At 42.6% G+C, this 22,634-nt stretch carries 16 protein-coding genes and 1 other RNA gene; 14 read left to right on the top strand and 3 right to left on the bottom strand.

The features are described from left to right. Positions 1-43 precede the first annotated feature (43 nt). The 6 genes from ACDD58_RS04095 (at position 44) to ssrA (ending at position 6,526) form a co-directional block, all read left to right on the top strand. Complete coding sequence (locus ACDD58_RS04095; protein ID WP_370775968.1) at positions 44-1,606, top strand: ATP-binding protein; 1,563 nt, start codon at positions 44-46, stop codon at positions 1,604-1,606. A 66-nt stretch (positions 1,607-1,672) separates the two neighbouring features. Beyond that, on the top strand, positions 1,673-3,001 hold the full coding sequence (gene eno, locus ACDD58_RS04090; protein ID WP_186898949.1) for a phosphopyruvate hydratase: 1,329 nt from the start codon (positions 1,673-1,675) through the stop codon (positions 2,999-3,001). Between the two features lie 69 nt (positions 3,002-3,070). Continuing rightward, positions 3,071-3,310 (top strand): preprotein translocase subunit SecG, encoded by a 240-nt coding sequence (gene secG, locus ACDD58_RS04085; RefSeq protein ID WP_117921297.1) that lies wholly within the window; start codon positions 3,071-3,073, stop codon positions 3,308-3,310. Between the two features lie 68 nt (positions 3,311-3,378). After that, entirely contained in the window at positions 3,379-5,529 is a 2,151-nt protein-coding gene (gene rnr, locus ACDD58_RS04080) for a ribonuclease R (RefSeq protein ID WP_370775965.1), read from the top strand. 74 nt (positions 5,530-5,603) lie between these two features. Further along, positions 5,604-6,071, top strand: a complete 468-nt coding sequence (gene smpB / locus ACDD58_RS04075) for an SsrA-binding protein SmpB (protein ID WP_117921295.1) — start codon at positions 5,604-5,606, stop codon at positions 6,069-6,071. Between the two features lie 92 nt (positions 6,072-6,163). Then, positions 6,164-6,526: a transfer-messenger RNA gene (gene ssrA, locus ACDD58_RS04070) on the top strand. Here the strand turns inward: ssrA and ACDD58_RS04065 are convergent. Beyond that, positions 6,527-6,649 (bottom strand): DUF6774 domain-containing protein, encoded by a 123-nt coding sequence (locus tag ACDD58_RS04065; protein WP_370777445.1) that lies wholly within the window; start codon positions 6,647-6,649, stop codon positions 6,527-6,529. A 72-nt stretch (positions 6,650-6,721) separates the two neighbouring features. Further along, positions 6,722-7,741: a LacI family DNA-binding transcriptional regulator gene (locus ACDD58_RS04060; RefSeq protein ID WP_370775962.1), complete on the bottom strand. Its 1,020-nt coding sequence runs from the start codon at positions 7,739-7,741 to the stop codon at positions 6,722-6,724. Between the two features lie 299 nt (positions 7,742-8,040). Between ACDD58_RS04060 and xylB the strand changes: the two genes are divergently transcribed. The 6 genes from xylB (at position 8,041) to ACDD58_RS04030 (ending at position 16,462) form a co-directional block, all read left to right on the top strand. Then, the gene (gene xylB, locus ACDD58_RS04055) at positions 8,041-9,510 is read left to right on the top strand and encodes a xylulokinase (protein WP_370775961.1); all 1,470 of its coding nucleotides are present in this window, start codon (positions 8,041-8,043) and stop codon (positions 9,508-9,510) included. A 128-nt stretch (positions 9,511-9,638) separates the two neighbouring features. After that, complete coding sequence (locus ACDD58_RS04050; protein ID WP_118210637.1) at positions 9,639-10,259, top strand: DUF4867 family protein; 621 nt, start codon at positions 9,639-9,641, stop codon at positions 10,257-10,259. A gap of 49 nt (positions 10,260-10,308) precedes the next feature. Beyond that, entirely contained in the window at positions 10,309-11,793 is a 1,485-nt protein-coding gene (locus ACDD58_RS04045; RefSeq protein ID WP_117921354.1) for an L-fucose/L-arabinose isomerase family protein, read from the top strand. Between the two features lie 218 nt (positions 11,794-12,011). Next, positions 12,012-13,349, top strand: a complete 1,338-nt coding sequence (locus ACDD58_RS04040) for an SH3 domain-containing protein (RefSeq protein ID WP_370775957.1) — start codon at positions 12,012-12,014, stop codon at positions 13,347-13,349. 310 nt (positions 13,350-13,659) lie between these two features. Beyond that, positions 13,660-13,887, top strand: a complete 228-nt coding sequence (locus tag ACDD58_RS04035; RefSeq protein ID WP_117921290.1) for an HPr family phosphocarrier protein — start codon at positions 13,660-13,662, stop codon at positions 13,885-13,887. Positions 13,888-14,008: 121 nt separating this feature from the next. Beyond that, positions 14,009-16,462, top strand: a complete 2,454-nt coding sequence (locus ACDD58_RS04030) for an ATP-dependent DNA helicase (RefSeq protein ID WP_370777444.1) — start codon at positions 14,009-14,011, stop codon at positions 16,460-16,462. A gap of 7 nt (positions 16,463-16,469) precedes the next feature. Here the strand turns inward: ACDD58_RS04030 and ACDD58_RS04025 are convergent, their stop codons facing one another. Further along, positions 16,470-17,354: a LysR family transcriptional regulator gene (locus tag ACDD58_RS04025; RefSeq protein ID WP_117921289.1), complete on the bottom strand. Its 885-nt coding sequence runs from the start codon at positions 17,352-17,354 to the stop codon at positions 16,470-16,472. A 233-nt stretch (positions 17,355-17,587) separates the two neighbouring features. Between ACDD58_RS04025 and ACDD58_RS04020 the strand changes: the two genes are divergently transcribed. Both ACDD58_RS04020 and ACDD58_RS04015 read left to right on the top strand, forming a co-directional pair. Continuing rightward, on the top strand, positions 17,588-21,391 hold the full coding sequence (locus ACDD58_RS04020; protein ID WP_199654310.1) for a phosphoribosylformylglycinamidine synthase: 3,804 nt from the start codon (positions 17,588-17,590) through the stop codon (positions 21,389-21,391). A 473-nt stretch (positions 21,392-21,864) separates the two neighbouring features. Further along, complete coding sequence (locus tag ACDD58_RS04015; RefSeq protein ID WP_370775953.1) at positions 21,865-22,611, top strand: Fic family protein; 747 nt, start codon at positions 21,865-21,867, stop codon at positions 22,609-22,611. The last annotated feature ends 23 nt before the right edge of the window (positions 22,612-22,634 follow it).

Raw genomic sequence — 22,634 nt, 5'->3', positions numbered from 1 at the left:
GCCATGGTATGCCTGTCTTTTTTGCTGGCATTTCCGTTCAAGGATGTCTGCATATGCAAAAAAAGTATATCTGACAGAAGAACAGAATCAGAGATTATCGCCGGAGGGGCTGCTTGCTTCTTTTAGGGAAGGAATCAACAGCCTTTCTGAGGAATATGTTGCCCAGTTTTATAACGGGAGATATGTATGGGTAAGAGTGGAGGTAAATCTTTTACAGAAACCCGGAAACGGTGAGATCATGGCATTTATCTATAATCATGATGTGACCAGAGAGAGTAAATTAAAGCAGATATTAGAATGTATCATGACATTTGGTTATGATGAAATTTATACGGTGGATGAATACAGCGGACAGATGGACGAGAATGAACAGACCGGTATACTTCTTTTAATGCTGTCCGATGTTGAGGATATTGTGAAAGAAGAAAAAGAAAAGCAGGAACAGCTTGCAAAAGCGCTGGCGATGGCGGAGGCTGCGAATGAAGCAAAAACAAATTTTCTGGCTGGAATGAGTCATGAGATCCGGACACCTATGAATGCGATTATTGGTTTAAATTCCATGATCCGGTCGTCAATTGATGACAGAAACCAGGTGCTTGATTACACGGAAAAACTTGATTCGGCATCCAGATATCTTCTGGCATTGCTGAATGATATCCTCGATATGTCACGGATCGAGAGTGGAAATATGAAGCTGGCTGTCCGGGCATTTTCCGGGGATAAGTTCTGGGATAATGTCAATATGTTAGCGAAAACACAGGCACTTATGGCAGGTGTTGGCTATTCTTTTGACAGAGAACGGAAAATATCGGAAGTATATATCGGAGATGCCACAAGGTTAGAACAGATCATGATAAATCTGATCAACAATGCGGTAAAATTTACACCGGAAGGTGGAAGTGTTGATGTAGCTGTTACAGAGCAGGAAGTGAATGAAAGAGTACAGCTTACAACAGTTGTCTCTGATAACGGAATTGGTATTGCAAAGGATTTTCTGCCAAAGGTATTTGATATTTTTACACAGCAGCATGAAGAAAATACAAGTGTTTATGGAGGAAGCGGACTGGGACTTTCTATTGCGCACAATTATGCAAGGATGATGGATGGTGATATTACAGTACAGAGTACGGAAGGAGAAGGTACTGTGTTTACCGTGACCGTAAAACTTGATTTTGACCGTCGGAAAAAAGAGCGGAAAGAAAAAACAGAGGATATCAGTTTTGCCGGAAAGAGAATACTGCTTGTTGAGGATCATCCGCTCAATGTCATTGTGGCAAAGGGACTTTTGGAAAAGAAACAGTTTGAAGTTGTTACGGCAGAAAATGGCAGAAAGGCAGTGGAACTTGTGGAAAATTTCCCGGAATATTATTTTGATGCAGTACTGATGGATATCCGGATGCCGGTTTTAGATGGAATCGGGGCAGCCAGAGAGCTCCGTGCTTTAGACAGAGAAGATGTAAAAGACCTTCCAATCATCGCGATGACGGCAAATGCCGGTGAGGAGGACAGAAAACAGACGAGGGAAGCCGGGATGAATGAGCATCTGGCAAAACCGATCAATCCGAAACTCTTGTATGCGACACTACAGAAATTTATTTTGTCATAAAAAGTTATAAAAGATTCCCTGATTACACATACTACGGAAAAAGAATGTGTGAAAGGGGAATTTTTTATGTCATTAAAAATTAACATTACAGATGTACATGCAAGACAGATTCTGGATTCAAGAGGAAATCCGACAGTGGAGGTTGAGGTGACTGCCGAGACAGAGACGACTGGTAAAAAAACTACCGCAAGAGAATCTGTTCCTTCCGGTGCAAGTACCGGAAGATTTGAAGCAATCGAACTGCGTGACGGGGATAAAGATTACTTCGGTCTTGGTGTGCAGAAGGTTGTAGATCACGTAAACACGAAAATCAGGGAAATGCTGCTTGGGATGAATGTATTAGAGCAGGCAAAGTTAGACCGTGCGATGGTGGAACTTGATGGAACCGATAATAAGGGAAATCTGGGGGCAAACGCAATTCTTGGAGTATCACTTGCCTGTGCTAAAACGGCTGCGAAGGCTCTTGATATGCCGTTATACCGTTATCTTGGAGGAACCAATGCCAAAACACTTCCGGTTCCAATGATGAACGTGATCAATGGTGGCGTCCATGCAAAAAATACGCTTGATTTTCAGGAGTTTATGATCATGCCGGTGGGGGCACGTGGTTTTTCACAGGCACTTAAGATGGGAGCAGAAGTGTATCATTTCCTGCACCAGATACTGAATGAAAACGGTATGAGTACGGCAGTTGGAGATGAGGGAGGATTTGCACCTGATTTTGAGGATACAAAAGAGGCATTTTCTTATCTTTCGAAGGCAGTGGAGATGGCTGGTTACCAGGTGGGCAGAGATGTTGTCTATGCGATGGATGCTGCGGCGAGTGAATTGTATGACGAAGCACGTGGCGTTTATGTTTTCCCTGGAGAGTCAGAAGAAAAGGGGGAGGAGCAGGAGATTGTCAGAAGTTCGGAGGAGATGATCGCCATGTATGAGGAGCTTATGGGGCAGTTCCCGATTGTTTCCATCGAAGATGGTCTGTTTGAGGATGACTGGGAAGGCTGGCAGAAGCTGACAGAAAGACTTGGCGATAAGGTGCAGCTTGTCGGAGATGATCTGTTTGTGACGAATCCGAAACGGATACAGTGCGGAATCAAACTTGGTGCAGCGAACGCGGTTCTTGTCAAGGTAAATCAGATCGGAACTGTGACAGAGGCATTAAATGCGATCGAGATGGCAAAATCTGCAGGATATCATACGGTAATCTCGCATCGTTCAGGTGAAACAGAAGATGCATTTATCGCAGATCTTGCAGTTGCGGTCAATGCCGGACAGATCAAAACAGGTGCACCATGCCGCGCGGAGCGTACCAGCAAATATAACCAGCTTTTGCGGATCGAGGAGGAACTGGCAGAAGATGCGGTGTTTGAACCGAAAGAAATTATGAAAAAATAGGTTGAAAAAACAAAACGTCTATGTTACAATGACTAAAGTTGTGAGTTTGTAACCTAGGAGGGAACGATCGTGGCAGTTGTAAAAACAATTTTGACTGTAGTTTTTATTATAATCAGTGTAGCATTGACAGTTATCATCTTAATGCAGGAAAGTAAATCCGCAGGACTTGGAGCAATCGCAGGTGCAGCAGACACATACTGGGGCAAGAACAAGGGACGTTCCATGGAAGGTATGTTAGTAAAGCTGACAAGACTTTTTGTTATCTTATTTATCGTGATTGCAGCGGTATTAAATATGAGTATTTTTTAAGATGAATCGATGGCTGTCGCAGGTGCGGCAGTCATTTTTTTGATTCATAGGAAAAAGGACAGGGGTTTATGGAGAAAACAATTTTAGAAGAACGGAAAAAGACAATTTATCAGTTTATCTGTGATGAATTTTATGTACCGATGAAGGCGAAGGAGATGGCAGTCGTTCTATCAGTGCCGAAATCACAGCGCAGTGAACTGCAGGAAGTCTTAGATGCGCTTGTGATGGATGGCAGGATCGAAGTGACTTCCAAGGGCAAATACATCAAATCAGAAGGGAAATATCTGACCGGTACATTTACTGCGCATGCGAGAGGGTTTGGATTTGTCGGTATCGAGGGGGAAGAGGAAGATATCTTTATCCCAGAGTCGCAGGTACACGGTGCATTCCATATGGATACGGTACAGGTGGCGATCACTTCAGAAAATACCGGCAGACGAAGGGAAGGTACGATCACAAAGATCATATCACGTGGTACAACCCGGATCGTATGTACTTATGAAAAGAGTAAGACATTTGGATTTGCGGTGCCGGATAATCCGAAGTTCGGTTCTGATATTTTTATTCCGCAGGAACGTTCCAAGGGAGCTGTCAGCGGGCATAAAGTTGTAGTTGAGATCACGGATTACGGCAAAGAGGGAAGAAAACCGGAAGGAAAAGTGGTTGAGATCATCGGTCATATCAATGATCCTGGAACGGATATCATGTCGATCGTAAAAGCGTATGATCTGCCGGTCGAGTTTTCAGAGAAGATCATGCATCAGGTGGAAAATGTCTCAAATGAAGTCAGTACTGCTGATATGGCGGGACGCATGGATTTCAGGGAATGGCAGACTGTAACAATCGATGGGGAAGATGCGAAGGATCTTGATGATGCGATTACATTGACAAAAGAGGGAGACAACTATAAACTTGGCGTGCATATCGCTGATGTATCAAATTATGTACAGGAGCATAGTGCTCTGGATGTGGAGGCATTATCCCGCGGTACATCTGTTTATTTAGTTGACCGGGTGATCCCGATGCTGCCACATAAGCTGTCAAATGGAATCTGTTCTTTGAATGCAGGGGAAAACCGTCTGACGTTAAGCTGTGTGATGACGATCGATCCGAAAGGAAATGTGATCGACCACACGATCGCAGAGTCTGTGATCAAAGTGGACCGCCGCATGAGTTATACCAGTGTAAAAAAGATTCTCGAAGATCATGACGAAAATGAGATCAGAGAGTATGAGAATTTGGTTCCAATGTTTGAACTGATGCGGGAACTGGCTGCTATTTTGCGTAAAAAACGTATGAAACGCGGATCGATCGATTTTGATTTTCCAGAGACAAAAATCGTGCTTGATGAAAAAGGAAAGCCGATTGAGATCAAGCCTTATGAGAGAAATGTTGCAACAAAGATCATTGAAGATTTTATGCTGATCGCCAATGAGACAGTGGCACAGGATTATTTCTGGCAGGAACTGCCATTTGTATACCGTACACATGATAATCCGGATACCGAGAAAATCAAGAAGTTATCGACATTTATTAATAATTTTGGCTATTCCATCCACATCGGTCAGGATGAAGTACATCCGAAAGAACTGCAAAAACTTCTGCAAAAGATCGATGGTACCCCGGAGGAAGCATTGATCAGCCGTCTGACACTTCGTTCCATGAAACAGGCAAAGTATACCACTATGAGCACGGGGCATTTTGGACTGGCAACTCCATATTACTGTCATTTTACATCCCCGATCCGCAGATATCCGGATCTGCAGATACATCGTATTATCAAGGACAATCTGCGTGGAAGGATGAATGCAAAGAAAATCGAGCATTATGACAAAATTCTTCCGGAAGTTGCAAAACATTCGAGTGAGATGGAACGCCGTGCGGATGAAGCTGAGCGTGAGACAGATAAACTGAAAAAAGTGGAATATATGTCAGAGCGTATCGGTGAGGTGTTCGAAGGTGTGATCTCCGGAGTGACTGAGTGGGGATTTTATGTGGAGCTGCCGAATACGGTGGAAGGACTGGTGCATGTAACAACGCTGGTGGATGACTATTTCCATTATAATGAGAGTACCTACGAACTGGTTGGAGAGGTGACGAATATCCGCTATAAACTTGGACAACGTGTTCATGTTATGGTGACAGGAACTGACAGGATTTTACGCACAATTGATTTTCGTGTGGTACGGCAGGATGAGCGGAAAGCGGGGAAAGAATAAAAATCATCTTGCGTTCCCCCTCATTTCGGGGTATACTATACAAGCTGGGTATTGGATAAGAAAGGAAGGTCATGATGGCAAAGACAGAAAAAAAACTGATCGCAAATAATAAGAAGGCTTACCATGACTTTTTCTTAGAAGAGCGTTATGAGGCGGGTATTGAACTGCATGGTACAGAGGTAAAGTCCATGCGTATGGGAAAATGCAGCATCAAAGAAGCGTTTATCCGTATCGAGAATGGTGAGGTCATTATTTATGGCATGCATGTCAGTCCTTATGAAAAGGGGAACATCTTCAACCGTGATCCTCTGCGTCCGAAGAAACTCTTGATGCATAAGGCAGAAATCCGCAAGCTGGTCGGAAAGATTGCAGAAAAGGGTTATACTTTAGTGCCGGTTGAGGTATACTTTAAGGGGAGCCTTGTAAAAGTCGATATTGCGCTTGCAAAAGGTAAGAAACAGTATGATAAACGTCAGGATATTGCCAAGAAGGATATGCGGCGTGAGGCGGAGCGTGATTTCAAAGTAAAGAATCTGTATTAAAGTAATTTATAAAAAAGAATGGATGATGTATTTTTTGTACACAGAAAATAATATTTTGTGTAAGAAAGACTGCATCTGAAATATATATTTATGGGCTTGTAATGGTTTCGACAGGGATCATGAAGCTGGAGAAGCGAGTCGCACGGGATGCGTCAAATTCCAAAATTAAAATTAAACGCTGAAGATAATTTAGCGGTTGCAGCCTAACAGCTGCAACTTGCTGCCCATGATGGCAGCAGTCTGACCTAGAGCACTCACACTTTAGGACTCAGGCTTCGACTATGTGAGAAACGACACAGACAAAGCTTTGAGTCTGTGGGCGTATGATGAAGCTACTAAAACCGGAACTGTGCCTACGCAGGCCTGGCGGAGGGAATGTCAAAACATAGGATACACTCGTAGAAGGACAGGGGATTGGTTTTTGGACACGGGTTCGACTCCCGTCAGGTCCACTCTTAAAGTGCCGTATTTACGGCACTTTTTTTAATTCGTGTTGCATTTCTTGCAGCGATATTTGCCAGCATGTCACTGAACACAATCAGATCAGCGGCGAGGATAGCAAGATCATCATCCGGCAGTCAGCAAGCTGGCAGGCAATGGTTGAAAGAATCTTTGGATTTTAAAATGAGATAACAAAGTAGCCCTGTGGCTTAAAGATTTTCAGCTATTTTTATACTCAGATCCATATAGATACAACGGTTTTCCGGCAGTTTCCCGGTCAGCAGATAATCCATAAGAAGAGAGAGTGATAAAGCACCCTGTTCGTCCGGCTGCTGGCAGATCGTTGCAGAGATTATGCCGTTTTGTATCATTTCACAGGTTGATGGGACGGCATCAAATGTAATGATTTTAAGAGGACGCTGCAGGGTGGCATTTAAAACCGCACGACATCCGCCGTAAACACCGGCTGCCGTAAAATAGAGTGCGGACAGATCCGGATGGCGGTCTAAAAGATCAGAAACTACCGCATAACTCTGGTAATCATCATCATTGTTCTCTACAACATCCACAATCCGGATATTCGGATGCTTTGCATGGAGATGCGAGGTAAAACCACTGATACGCTCTTCATGGCAGAGTACATTGTGCGAGCCGGTTACGATTCCGACACTTGCATAATCCCCGGAAAAAAGATGTAATAATCCTGCAGCAGTCTTCCCACATTTGTGATAGTCACTGCCGACATATGCGATGCGTTTCGAATCCGGCATATCGGTGTTGATCGTGATGCAGGGGATGCCATTCTCCCAGAGGGCATCTATTTTTTCCTGTATGGCAGGGTCATTATAGGGAGAGAGAATCAGTCCGTGAATATCTTCTTTTACCAGATCGTCAATCGTCGCAAGCTGGATCTGCAGATCAAAAGAAATGCGGCGTTCAATTACAGCGCATCCGTAGATAGACAGTTCTTCGAGTTTTTTGTGGAGACCATCCATGACTTCGTCAAAAAACGGATTTTCAGCGCCAAAAAGCAGGACACCGATCTTTATTTTTTTCTTTTGTGCAGCAAGCGCAATGCCAGCCTTGTTTGGCTGATAGTCTAATAGCTTTGCAATTTCTAAAACTTTCCGTTCTGTCTCAGCATTGACAATGCCGCGGTGATTTAATACACGATCCACAGTGCCGCGTGAAACACCGGATAGTTCTGCAATTTCTTTCATGGTAGCCATATAAAAACCCCTTTTTCGTTTCAATCACTTCATATAGATAAAAATAACATAAAAACAGACAGGTTGTCAACTTGTGTGCATGTGCACAGAAACGGGTATATAAAAAGAAGCATATATTAAAGTGAAAGGAGCACTGCCGGCATAAAACTATGTATAAAAGTGACTGCATAAGTAAATGTAAACAAAAATGAATTAGAAAAAATGTACAAAAAGTATATTGCAAAATGACCATACAGGATGTATGATAAATAAAACGTGCACGAGCACATAATGATATGATTGATAAAAAGGAGAACGGTATGCTGTACATAGGAATTGATCTTGGAACATCTTCCGTGAAGCTGCTTTTGATGGATGCAGCCGGAAATGTGAAAAATATCGTATCAAGAGAATATCCTCTTTATTTTCCAAATCCCGGTTGGTCAGAACAGAAGCCACAGGACTGGTACAAAGAGACGATGCAGGGGTTAAAAGAACTTTTGGAAGGTTTTCCAAAAGAAGAAGTTGCCGGAATCAGTTTTGGGGGTCAGATGCATGGACTGGTCATTCTTGATGACAAGGATGAGGTGATCCGGCCGGCAATCTTGTGGAACGATGGCAGAACGACAGAAGAATGTAATTATTTAAACAATGAGATAGGAAAAGATACATTGTCAAAGTATACGGCGAATATTTCATTTACCGGTTTTACTGCACCAAAGATTTTGTGGGTAAAAAATAAAGAACCGGAGAATTTTGCAAGGATCAAAAAGATTATGCTACCGAAAGATTATCTTGCATATAAGCTGACTGGAGAGCACTGTACAGATGTTTCCGATGCATCCGGTATGCTGCTTTTAGATGTAAAGAACCGTTGCTGGTCGAAGGAAATGTGCAAGATCTGTGGTATTACGACTGATATGCTGCCGAAGTTATATGAGAGTTATGAATGTGTTGGAACGATCTTGCCGGAGATTGCAAAAGAGCTTGGTCTATCGGAAAAAGTAAAAGTGGCAGCAGGTGCCGGAGATAATGCGGCTGCTGCAGTTGCGACCGGAACCGTTGGGGATGGCAGATGCAATATTTCACTGGGAACAAGTGGAACAATCTTTATTTCTTCTGCTAAATTTGGTGTAGATAAATACAATGCACTTCATGCATTCTGTGATGCAAACGGTGCTTATCATCTGATGGGATGTATGTTATCTGCTGCATCCTGCAATAAATGGTGGATGGATGAGATCATCGGAACGAAAGATTACAAAAAAGAGCAGGAATCGATCAAAAAGTTAGGTGAGAACCATGTATATTATCTGCCATATCTGATGGGAGAGCGTTCCCCGTACAACAATCCGAATGCGAGAGCTACTTTTATTGGCATGACGATGGATACGACAAGAGCGGATATGACACAGGCAGTGTTAGAGGGTGTTGCGTTTGCACTTCGTGATTCTTTTGAAGTTGCAAAAACACTTGGCATTCCGATCGAGCGTACAAAGATCTGCGGAGGCGGTGCAAAGAGTCCTTTGTGGAAGAAGATCATCGCAAATGTATTGAATATCAAAGTGGATGTGCTTGAAACGGAAGAGGGACCATCCTTAGGAGGCGCGATGCTTGCGGCTGTTGCATGTGGTGAGTACAAAGATGTGGAATCTGCCGCGGCTGCAATCGTAAAAGTAGTCGATACGGTAGAGCCAGATCCGGAGCTTGCCGCAAAATACGAGGCACGTTACCAACAGTTTAAAAATATTTATCCGGCGTGCAAAGATCTGTTTGACAAGATTATCTGACTGACAGGAAAGATGATTGTCTCTGACAGTTTTGAATAGTAACAGGTCGATTATGGAAAAGTTTGCTTATGCAGGACAGAAAACCTGCAGGGCAAATGAGATAGAAGATAAGAAAAGAGGGAAAAGGCATGCAGATTTATGAAGTTACGGACGCACGTTTCCGAAAATACGGAAAAGTGATCCGGAATATTGATTTTTCAGCATTGACAGAAGCAATGAAAAAGACACCGGTTCCATCTGATGTAGTTTATGAGCCGTCAATCGCAGAATTAGAAGCATTACCGGTGGCAAAGGAAATCGAGAAAGTCTTTTACGGAGAACTTCCGATCCAGATCGGATATTGTAATGGACATAATGAACTTTTGAATGCAGTGGAATATCACCGCAGCTCAGAGATCAATCTTGCAGCAACCGACGCAGTATTAATATTGGGATCAGAGGCAGATGTGACCGATGATTTTACTTATGAGACTGCAAAGATGGAGGCATTCCGGATTCCGGCAGGAACAGCCGTGGAAGTGTATGCAACGACATTACATTATGCGCCATGTCATGTGGATGATGCAGGATTCCAGGTGGCAGTTATTCTGCCCAAAGGCACCAATTATCCGTTAGATGAGACACATGCTGACGGAGAGGATGCACTTCTTGCAGCTAAGAATAAATGGCTGATCGGTCATGCCGAGGGCGGTCTGCCGGAGGGAAGTCATATCGGACTCATCGGCAAGAACTTAAATGTCAGAGAATAAATTTTTATTTAATAAGTATGTACAGAAAAAGAAAGCGGAGGAAAACAAAATGAATAACATTCCAGAAGTAAAAGTTGGTATCGTGGCAGTCAGCCGTGACTGCTTCCCGGAGTCATTATCGGTAAACAGAAGAGAGGCATTAGTAAAGGCTTACACTGAAAAATACGGTGCAGCAGACATTTATGAGTGCCCGATCTGTATCGTGGAGAGCGAGATCCACATGGTACAGGCATTAGAGGACATTAAGAAAGCAGGATGTAATGCACTCTGCGTATATCTTGGCAACTTCGGACCAGAGATTTCCGAGACACTGCTTGCAAAACATTTCGAGGGACCAAAGATGTTTGTCGCAGCAGCAGAGGAGACACAGGATAACCTGATCCAGGGACGTGGAGATGCATACTGTGGTATGTTAAATGCAAGCTATAACTTAAAATTAAGAAATGTACATGCATACATCCCGGAGTATCCGGTCGGAGATGCTGCAGATTGTGCAGACATGATCCATGATTTTCTGCCGATCGCAAGAACTGTCATCGGATTATCAGAATTAAAGATCATTTCTTTCGGACCAAGACCATTAAACTTCCTTGCATGTAATGCACCGATCCAGCAGTTATATAATCTTGGCGTTGAAATTGAGGAAAATTCCGAACTGGATTTGTTTGAGGCATTTAATAAACATGCAGGAGATGAGCGTATCCCGGCAGTTGTTGCAGATATGGAAAAAGAACTGGGAGCTGGAAATAAAAAACCGGAGATCCTTGCTAAACTTGCACAGTATGAACTGACACTGACTGACTGGGTGGAAGAACACAGAGGTTACCGTAAATATGTTGCTATCGCCGGCAAATGCTGGCCGGCATTCCAGACACAGTTTGGATTTGTACCATGTTATGTAAACAGCCGTCTGACCGGACGTGGAATCCCGGTTTCCTGCGAGGTAGATATCTACGGAACATTGAGTGAGTTTATCGGAACCTGCGTGAGCCAGGATGCTGTTACTTTACTTGACATCAATAACTCTGTACCGAAAGATATGTATGAAGAGTCTATCAAAGGTAAATTTGATTATAAACATACTGACACCTTTATGGGATTCCATTGTGGAAATACATGCTCTAAGAAACTTGCAAGCTGTGAGATGAAATATCAGATGATCATGGCAAGAAGCCTTCCGATCGAGGTAACAAATGGAACCTTAGAGGGAGATATTGCACCTGGTGATATCACATTCTACCGTCTGCAGTCTACTTCCGACAACAAGATCCGTGCATATGTGGCACAGGGAGAGGTACTTCCGGTTGCAACACGTTCTTTTGGTTCCATCGGTGTATTTGCAATCCCTGAGATGGGAAGATTCTACCGTCATGTGCTGATCGAGAAAAATTATCCGCATCACGGTGCTGTTGCATTCGGACATTACGGAAAAGCGCTGTTTGAGGTATTTAAATATCTTGGAGTTCCAATGGAAGATATTAACTATAATCAGCCAGCATCCCTGCCATACCCGACAGAGAATCCATTTGCATAAAATACACATAAATTAATATATTACCTGAAAACCCACGCATTCAAAACGTAACATACCGTTTTGGATGCGTGGGTTTTATTTTTTGAATGGCAGATTGTAGAACCCCGAAACTGGAAATATCTACTTGTAGAATCGCGCGTTATCCTCTGTTACAATGCAGATACATCAAAATGAAACAAAAATGTAATATTTACTTAATAAAAAGTAAATATCTGTAAATGGAGGATTTCTACATAATGAAAAACAGAAACAAGATCGTAGCATTTTTACTGGCAGGAATGCTTGCAGTGGGGCATGGAAGTGTGGTGTATGCAGATGTGTCATGGGATCTGTGTGCAGTGAATGAAAAACGCATGCGGCTGGAGGTACCGGAAAATGAAAATAAACATACGGACAGTGCAGAAAATAATGGAAATGCAGACATTGAAGAGCATGAAATACCACAGACCACATCGGAATATGCCGACATCGGTATTGCGTCCGTGTTAAATTATGTGAATTTACGCGCAGAGCCGTCTGTGGAAAGCGAGGCACTCGGAAAACTTTATAATAACAGTGCAGCGACGGTGTTAGAGACGGTGACGGATGAGGCAGGAGAGGAATGGTATCTGGTCAGCTCCGGTTCGGTGGAAAATGCCTATGTGAAGGCGGAATATGTAAAAGTTGGAGATGAGGATCTGGCGCGAGGCGTCAGCACGCGCTATGCGACGGTAACAACAACGACGTTGTTTGTGCGCACCGAGCCGGGAACAGAGTCATCTGTGCTTACCATGCTGCCGGAGGGTGAGGACGTGGTCGTCTATGATGCGTTGGATGAGTACGGATGGTACCGTGTGTCGACGGAGGAAGGATTGGGATACGTTTCGGGAGAGTATGTGACGATCCGGACAGAATTTCGTGTGGCAGAGTCGAAGGAGGAAGAAAAAGAGAGATTAGAGCGCGAGGAAGCGGAGCGCCAGGCGGCAGCGGCTGCGGCGGAAGCGGCAAGGAAGGCGCGTGCGGAGGAAGAAAGAAAGGCAGCAGAGGCAGCAAGAAAGGCACAGGAGGAAGCGGCAGGAAAGGCACAGCAGCAAAGTTCAGAAAAAACACAGCAGCAGTCACAAAATGCGCAACATGCGCAAAAAAACGATGATACTGCACAGGGAAGCAGTGATCAGGGAAAAAATAACAGTCAGTCAGGCGGTAATACAGCTACAAAGCCACAAAAAGTTTCCAATGGACAGGCGGTTGTTAATTATGCGGCACAGTTTGTAGGTAACCCATATGTCTACGGTGGCAGTAGTCTGACGAACGGAGCAGACTGTTCCGGGTTTGTGATGAGCGTATATGCAGCATTTGGAATCAGTCTTCCACATTCTTCAAGTGCACTGCGCAGTGTCGGATACGGTGTCAGCCTGGATGCGATACAGCCGGGGGATATTGTATGTTACAGCGGACATGTGGGAATTTATGCCGGAAATAACACATTGCTTCATGCAAGTTCTCCAAGTTCGGGAATCAAATACACGTCGCCTGTCAATTATCGTGAAATTTTGTCGATAAGAAGGATCTTTTAAGATATTGGAAAAATCTGGGTGCGCAACCGATTGAAAGATTGTGAAGAATTCTAAAACAAAGGTGAAAAATAAGGCACATTCATGTATTTTTGCACAAGTATAAATATACATTTTGCGACAGAAAACAAAAGCTATGTTAATATTTTGTCAAACGGGAGAAAAATAAAATCCATTATTGTCATTATGCTTAGAAACTAAAAATAAAAAAATAGTTTCCTAAAATTGACAAATGAAAAAAAATGTGCAATAATCGCAAGCTGATAAGAAAAAACAATGTTTTTGGTTTTCGATGTAGGAAGGAATGAGTCGAATGGTTGAAAGAAAAATCAAATTATCTGACACGGAGGAAGTAAAGGATTTTGTAAAGGCTGCCGGAAAATGCGATTTTGAAATTGATGTATGTTACAGCAGAGCAGTAATTGATGCAAAATCTTTGCTTGGAATGCTTTATCTGGGTGTGTGCAAAGAGCTTACCATCAAATATGGCGGTAGAGATGCCCGCTTTGAGCAGGTCGTAGGAAAATACGCAATAGCTTAAAGCAGAGGTCATGCCCATCAGGTATTGATGTATAACAGAAGATAAAGGGATAGATGAAAAGACTGATTACATATATCTGGAAAGGTATGTGGAATCAGTCTTTTTGTGCTATAATCCATATATGAGTACAAAGATTGAAAAGAATGAAAAAGGTGTCATAAAAATATCAGTTCGTGATCTGGTGGAATTTATTCTGCGGGAGGGGGACATTGATAATCGTCATGGACGGGGTGCTTCAGCAGAGGCGATGCTTGCAGGGGGAAGAATCCACAGGAAGATTCAAAAACGCAAGGGCAGTAATTATCATGCCGAGGTTCCACTTAAAATTGCAATAGAGGAAGACAAATATCAGCTTGTGATCGAGGGACGTGCGGATGGAATTTTAATTGAGAGTGCAACGGATGAAATTACATTTGCAGACAATTTTAACCATAGGACGATGCCGATAGACTGCAAAGTCACAATTGATGAGATCAAGGGCATGTATATGAAACTTGATCTTTTAGAGGATGCGATCGGTGTGCACCGTGCGCAGGCAATGTGTTATGCTTATATCTATGCATTGCAGCACGATCTGTCTGCTATTTCAGTGCAGATGACGTATTGCAATTTAGATACGGAAGATATCCGGTATTTTCATTATGATTATACATTTGAGGAGCTTGCAGACTGGTTTGAGAAGCTGATAGATGAATACAAAAAATGGGCTGATTTTCAGTTTGCATGGAAAAAGCTGCGTCAGGCATCTATTAAACCACTGCAGTTTCCATTTCCTTACAGGGATGGGCAGAGGGAGCTGGTGGCTGGTGTATATCGTACGATAAAAAGAAAAAAGAATCTTTTTATCCAGGCGCCGACCGGAGCCGGAAAGACGATATCAACGGTGTTTCCTGCAGTCAAGGCAGTGGGCGAGGATCTGGCAGATAAGATATTTTATCTGACGGCAAAAACGATCACGGGAACAGTAGCGAGAGAAGCGTTTGAGCTTCTGCGCAAAAACGGATATCAGGCAAAGGTGCTTACGATCACGGCAAAGGAAAAACTGTGCCTGTGTGAAGAAATGGAGTGCAATCCCATTAACTGTCCTTATGCAAAAGGACATTATGACAGAGTAAATGATGCAGTTTTTTCTCTGCTGCAAAAAGAAGACGTGATCACGAGAGAAGTGATATTAGAGCAGGCAAAAGAATACAATGTCTGTCCGTTTGAAATGTGTCTTGATACGGCAACCTGGGTAGATGACATTATTTGTGATTATAATTATGTATTTGATCCCAATGTTTATTTAAAACGTTTTTTTGCAGATGGAACAACAGGGGATTATATTTTTCTGGTGGATGAGGCTCATAATCTGGTTGAGCGCAGCAGGGAAATGTACAGTGCCATTATATATAAGGAAGATTTTCTTTCGGCAAAAAAGATTTTAAAGAAATATGGTCAGGCAAAACTGGTACGGGAACTTGAAAAGTGTAACCGTGTATTACTGGCATATAAACGCGAATGTGAAAAATACATGATCTATGAATCAATTGGAAATCTTGCATTTGACTTCATGAATGTGGCATCAGATCTTGACGAATTTCTGCAGAAATCGTCGGAGTTTCCGGAACGGAAAGATCTGAGTGAGTTTTATTTAAATCTGCGTAACTTTTTGAATATTTATGAGTTATTGGATGACCATTATGTCATATATGCGGAACATGAGCAGGATGGGCGTTTTAAACTAAAATTATATTGTGTGGACCCATCCAAAAATCTTCAGGAGCGGATCAATAAGGGAAATGCGACGATTTTCTTTTCTGCGACACTGCTCCCGGTGGGATATTATAAGAGTCTGCTTTCGACAGAAACGGATAATTATGCAGTTTATGCGAAGACGGCATTCCGGGAAGAACAGAAACTGCTGTTGCTTGGAAATGATGTGAGCAGTAAGTATACAAGGCGGAGTGTAGCAGAGTTTGAACGGATCGCATCCTATATAAAGAGGACAGTCGATGCCAAAAAAGGAAATTACATGGTGTTTTTCCCTTCCTATAAAATGATGGAGCAGGTTTATGATATTTTCCAGGATGAAAATCAGGCAGATCCATCCTGTGAGATCGAAACATTGATCCAGCAGCCCGGAATGAAGGAAGAAGAGAGAGAATCTTTTTTGCAGGCTTTTTCAGAAGAAGTATCTGAAAAACGGAATGGATCGTTAGCTGCATTTTGCGTAATGGGAGGTATTTTCGGCGAGGGGATCGATCTGAAAAATGAACAGTTGATCGGTGCAATCGTTGTCGGTACAGGGCTTCCACAGATCAGCAATGAGAGAGAAATCCTGATGGGATATTTTGAAAAAAGACTTGGAGCCGGTTTTGATTATGCTTATCGTTATCCTGGGATGAACAAGGTGCTTCAGGCAGCAGGAAGAGTGATAAGGACAGTGGAAGATGTCGGAGTCATTGAACTTTTAGATGAACGCTTTTTGCAGAGTGAGTATCGTGCACTGTTCCCAAGAGAATGGGAACAGCAGACAATATGCAGGGTAGATACAGTCGAACAGTATTTAAAAAAATTCTGGAACCGTTCCTAAATGGGAATCAGATCGTAGGCAAAAGATTTAAAAACTCTTCTGTAGACTGTGAAACAGGAAGCGTTGGATTGATAGCTGCAACCATCTGTCTTGATGGAAGTTTTTCTTTTGTTTTTACGATGAACAGATCTTTTGATTCACGGTTTAAACAATAGTCTGGTATGAAAGCGATACCAAGACCGATGCGTGCAAGGTCGATTAAAAGATCGTTACTGCTAAGTTCAATCTGCGGGATCAGTTCAAGCTGATGCTGTAAAAACAGGTTATGCAGAAACTGACTTGTTGTACTCTTGCGGTCGAGCATGAGAATTGGATATTGTTTTAATTCTTCAAATGGGATCTCCTGCTGTTTCAGATTAAAATATGCTGGATTCGCAATGAATACGTCAGTAAAATTACATACGGTTTTCTGAATATAAGAGTGATTCAGATTCGAGTTTGGAAAATTGGTTACGATCAGATCGACTTTTCCCTGATCGAGGAGATCAACACAGCTTAAAGATGTTGCATTCGTAACTTTGATCGGTACATTTGGGAATTTTTTGTGGAACTGTTTTAAATAAGGAACTAAAAAGTAACGACAGATCGTGTCACTTGCGCCAATATGAAGCTGACCGAGTCCAAGACTGCCGGAATCTAAAAGCTGGCTCTCGCCGCGCTGGATTAAGTTCATTGCAGGTTCAATATGTTTTAATAAAACTTTTCCGGCAGGGGTTAGCTGCACCTTTTTGGTACTGCGGATAAAAAGCGGCTGATCTAACTTTTTCTCAAGAGTTTTGATCGACTGGCTGACAGCAGACTGCGAAATAAAAAGCTGTTTGCTTGCCTCAGAAAAGCTTAAAGATGTTGCTACATAATAAAACACTTTGTATAATTCATAATTGATATCCATGAAGTCCTCTTTCTGCGGGCTGGCCGCATATCCTTTGAATGAAATACATTAACAAACATAATTACTATGATTATAAGACAGGCTTATAAATATGTCAATGGAAACTGATAATGAGAGTGTCTGAAAATATTAATATAATTAATAAATAAGATTAAATATATTAATTATGCTTATTTTAGAACCTATGTTATACTTTGAAAAGATAAATGGAAACTGAGAATGGAGGTTACCACATGAGCAGTGTAAAACGTGTATATGTTGAGAAGAAACCGGAATATGCAGTCCGGGCAAAAGAATTGCAGTCTGAAATCAAAAGTTATCTTGGAATCAGTGGTGTGACGAAGGTTCGTGAACTGATCCGTTATGATATTGAAAATATTTCCGGGGAAACTTATAAGAAAGCCCTGGTAACCGTTTTTTCTGAACCGCCGGTAGACGATATTTATGAGGAAGAGTTTGATTTAAACGGAGCAAGAACATTTTCCGTAGAGTTCTTACCGGGACAGTTTGACCAGAGAGCAGATTCCGCAGAACAGTGCGTGAAATTATTAAATGAAGAGGAAGAACCGATCATCCGCACCGCAGTGACTTATGCGATCGAGGGAACAATCAGTGACGAAGAGTTTGCAGCGATCAAAAAACACTGCATCAACCCGGTCGATTCAAGAGAGACAGGCTTAGAAAAACCTGAGACTTTAGTGCAGAGTTTCCCGGAGCCGGAGGATGTTAAGATCTTTGACGGTTTTCGTGATACGCCGGAGGCTAAGTTAAAAGAGTTATACGATTCATTGAATCTTGCGATGACATTCAAAGACTTTTTACATATCCAAAATTATTTTAAGAACGATGAAAAACGCGATCCGTCCATGACGGAGATCCGTGTGTTAGATACCTACTGGTCTGATCACTGCCGTCATACCACATTCTCCACAGAACTTAAAAATGTGGCATTTGATGACGGTTATTACTGCGCGCCGATGAAAGAGACTTATGAGGATTACTTAAATACCCACAAGAACCTGTATGCAGGACGCAGTGATAAGTTTGTATGTCTGATGGATCTTGCCCTGATGGCAATGAAACGTCTGAAAAAAGAAGGAAAGTTACAGGATCAGGAAGAGTCCGATGAGATCAATGCATGTTCCATCGTTGTTCCGGTAGAAGTAGACGGAAAGACAGAGGAGTGGCTGGTTAATTTCAAAAATGAAACACACAACCATCCGACCGAGATCGAGCCGTTTGGTGGTGCCGCTACCTGTCTTGGCGGTGCGATCCGTGACCCGTTGTCAGGACGTACCTATGTTTACCAGGCAATGCGTGTGACCGGTGCCGCAGATCCGACGGTTCCTGTTTCCGAGACGATCTCCGGAAAACTTCCACAGAAAAAACTGGTGAGAGAAGCTGCACACGGATACAGCTCTTACGGTAACCAGATCGGTCTTGCAACCGGATACGTCAAAGAAGTTTACCATCCAAACTATGTGGCAAAACGTATGGAGATCGGTGCTGTTATGGGTGCTGCACCAAGACGTGCCGTACAGAGACTGACTTCTGATCCGGGCGATATCATTATCTTACTTGGAGGAAGAACCGGACGTGATGGTATCGGTGGTGCCACAGGTTCTTCAAAAGCACACAATACAGAGTCCACAGCAGTCTGTGGTGCTGAAGTACAGAAAGGTAACCCACCGACAGAACGTAAGATCCAGCGTTTATTCCGCCGCGAGGAAGTAGCACATATCATCAAAAAATGTAACGATTTCGGTGCAGGCGGTGTTTCTGTTGCGATCGGAGAACTTGCAGATGGACTTCGTGTACAGCTTGACAAAGTGCCGAAAAAATATGCAGGATTAGACGGAACAGAGCTTGCAATCTCCGAATCACAGGAGCGTATGGCAGTTGTGGTATCACCTTCTGATGTCAGGACTTTCTTAGGCTATGCAGCAGAGGAAAATTTAGAGGCTGTTGAAGTTGCTGTTGTTACCGAGGAGCCGAGACTTGTTTTAGAGTGGAGAGGAAAAGAGATCGTAAATATTTCCCGTGCATTCTTAGACACCAACGGTGCCCATCAGGAGACCAATGTTGCAGTGGATATGCCGGTACCGGAGGATAATTACTTAAATAAGATTTCTACACCAAAAGTTGCAGACGCTGTTGCAAAGAACGATATGAAAGCAGCATGGCTTGCAGAACTTGCTGACTTAAATGTCTGCTCACAGAAAGGTCTTGTGGAGATGTTTGACGGTTCCATCGGTGCAGGAAGTGTTTATATGCCGTTTGGTGGAAAATACCAGCTCACAGAGACACAGTCTATGGTAGCGAAACTTCCGGTAGCCAATGGAAAATGCGATACCGTAACCATGATGGCTTATGGTTTTGATCCATATTTAGCAAGCTGGAGTCCATATCACGGTGCAATCTATGCGGTGTTAGAATCTTTGTCGAGAATCGTGACTGCAGGTGGTGATTATAAGAAGATCCGTTTTACATTCCAGGAATATTTCCGCAGAATGAACGAAGATCCGAAGCGCTGGAGTCAGCCGTTTGCAGCACTTCTTGGAGCTTACAATGCACAGATCGGATTTGGACTACCTTCCATCGGCGGAAAAGATTCCATGTCCGGAACGTTCAATGATATTGATGTACCGCCGACACTGGTTTCTTTTGCAGTGGATGTTGCAAAAGAGCAGGATATCATCACACCGGAGTTAAAAACCGCTGGAAATGAACTGTTATACTTTACGATCGATAAAGATGAATATGATGTGCCGGTTTATGCACAGGTTATGAAACTTTATGATGTGATCCACACACTGATCCAGAAAGGTGCTATTGTTTCTGCATATGCACTTGACGGAAAAGGTCTTGCAGCAGCACTGGCAAAGATGGCATTTGGTAATAAACTTGGCGTAACTGTGGATGCAGATGTGACGACAGATACACTGTTTGCTCCGGGCTTTGGTAACATCGTAGCAGAGGTTCCTGCAGGTAAGACAGCAGAAATCTACGAGGCACTGCAGAATGCAGGTTTATCTGCAAATGTAAAGAGAGCAGGTTCTGTCAACGGGGATGCAGCATTTATCTGTGGCGATATGAAACTTGCGATCGATGAGGCATTAAATGCATGGACAGGCACTTTGGAAAAAGTATTCCCAACCCGTGCAACTGAGGATAAAGAAGAAGTAAAAACAGATCTCTACCATGCAGATTCTGTTTATGTATGCAAAAATAAAGTGGCAAAACCAACCGTATTTATTCCGGTATTTCCGGGAACAAACTGTGAGTACGACAGTGCAAAAGCCTTTGAGCGTGCGGGTGCGGATACGATCGTTAAGGTATTTAAGAACCTAAATGCAAGCGATATCCGTGAGTCCGTAGACGAATTTACAAAGGCAATCGATCAGGCACAGATCATCATGTTCCCGGGTGGATTCTCCGCCGGTGATGAACCGGAAGGATCTGCAAAATTCTTTGCAACTGCATTCCGCAATGCAAAGATGACAGAGGCTGTTATGAAACTCTTAAATGAGAGGGATGGTTTAGCTCTTGGTATCTGTAACGGATTCCAGGCACTGATAAAATTAGGACTGGTACCTTACGGTGAGATCCGCCCACAGACAGCAGATTCACCAACATTGACCTACAATACGATCGGACGTCATATCAGCAAAATGGTATATACAAAAGTTGTTACAGACAAGTCCCCGTGGTTAGCACAGGCAGAACTTGGAAAAGTATACTGCAACCCGGCATCCCACGGAGAGGGACGTTTTGTTGCACCAAAAGAATGGTTAGATAAACTGTTTGCAAACGGTCAGGTTGCAACCCAGTATGTCAATGAAGCAGGTGTTCCGACCATGGATGAAGAGTGGAATGTCAACGGTTCTTACTGTTCCATCGAGGGTATCACAAGCCCGGATGGACGTGTGCTTGGTAAAATGGCTCATTCTGAGAGACGTGACAGAAGTGTTGCAATGAACATTTACGGAGAGCAGGATCTTAAAATCTTTGAGTCCGGTGTAGCATATTTTAAATAAGAGACAATATATAGAAAAGGGAAGAGATATTTATCTTTCTTTGACAATTTTAAAAGACCTTCCAGAAAGGAAAAGAAAAAATCCTTTCTGGGAGGTCTTTTTATCCATGTTATTTTATCCGGACTCTCGCCATTGCGTTCCCAGGTAGGACGGTAGTCTTTATCACCGGTTGTATATCCCTTGGTCAGTGTCCAGAAAGAACCGTTGTCTGCCGGACAGCCTTCGCATAAATCTTCCTGACAAAATACTTGTGGTCGTTCGTAGGTTTTCATAAAAATACACTCTCCATTCTTGAATCTATATGTCCGCTTCTATCATACTGGTATAAAGAATATGGGGACATGGATAAATGTGTCATTTTTTATTCAGGGGTGTTTTTATATGATTTTCTGCGTTTTTATAGACAAAAATGAATTTGCCACCGGTAATGTGCTATAATTAAATAATCTAGAAAGTGAACGGAGGAAAACAGAGTGCGAAGAAATCAGGAAAAACGGCAGTCCAAAACACTGTTAGATATTCTGAGAGAAGAAAAAACAGATAAGTATCAAGGCGGTATCTATCATAAAACACAGATCGATTTAACCTATAATTCAAATCATATGGAAGGAAGCCGTCTGACGCACGATCAGACAAGATATATTTTTGAAACCAATACCATCGGTGTTGAAAATGAAGTTCTTAACGTGGATGACGTGATTGAAACTGCAAACCATTTTCGGTGCATTGATATGATAATTGATGATGCCTGTATGGTATTGACAGAGAAATTGTTAAAGCTACTCCATCTGACTTTAAAAAATGGAACCAGTGATTCCAGAAAAGACTGGTTTGCTGTTGGAGATTATAAAAAGATGCCAAATGAGGTCGGGGGTATGGAGACTACATTACCGGAGCAGGTATCCGGTAAGATAAAAAAATTGCTGGCAGAATATAATGCGAAAGAAGAAAAGTCTTTGGAAGATATTTTGGATTTTCATGTGAAGTTTGAAAGAATTCATCCGTTTCAGGATGGCAACGGACGTGTCGGCAGACTGATCATGTTTAAAGAGTGTCTGAAATATAATATTGTTCCATTTATTATCGAAGATGATTTAAAAATGTTCTACTATCGGGGGCTGAAAGAATGGGACAATGAAAAAGGATATCTGACAGATACCTGTCTTACGGCACAGGACAGATATAAAGCGTATCTTGATTATTTCCGAATTGATTATTGATTATTTTAAGAAAACTTACAGAA

Origin of the sequence: Roseburia sp., assembly GCF_041325975.1 — a bacterium.
Taxonomy (GTDB): Bacteria; Bacillota; Clostridia; order Lachnospirales; family Lachnospiraceae; genus Roseburia; species Roseburia rectibacter.
Note: the sequence above shows the minus strand (reverse complement) of the source record. Positions and strands in the feature narration are given on the sequence as shown.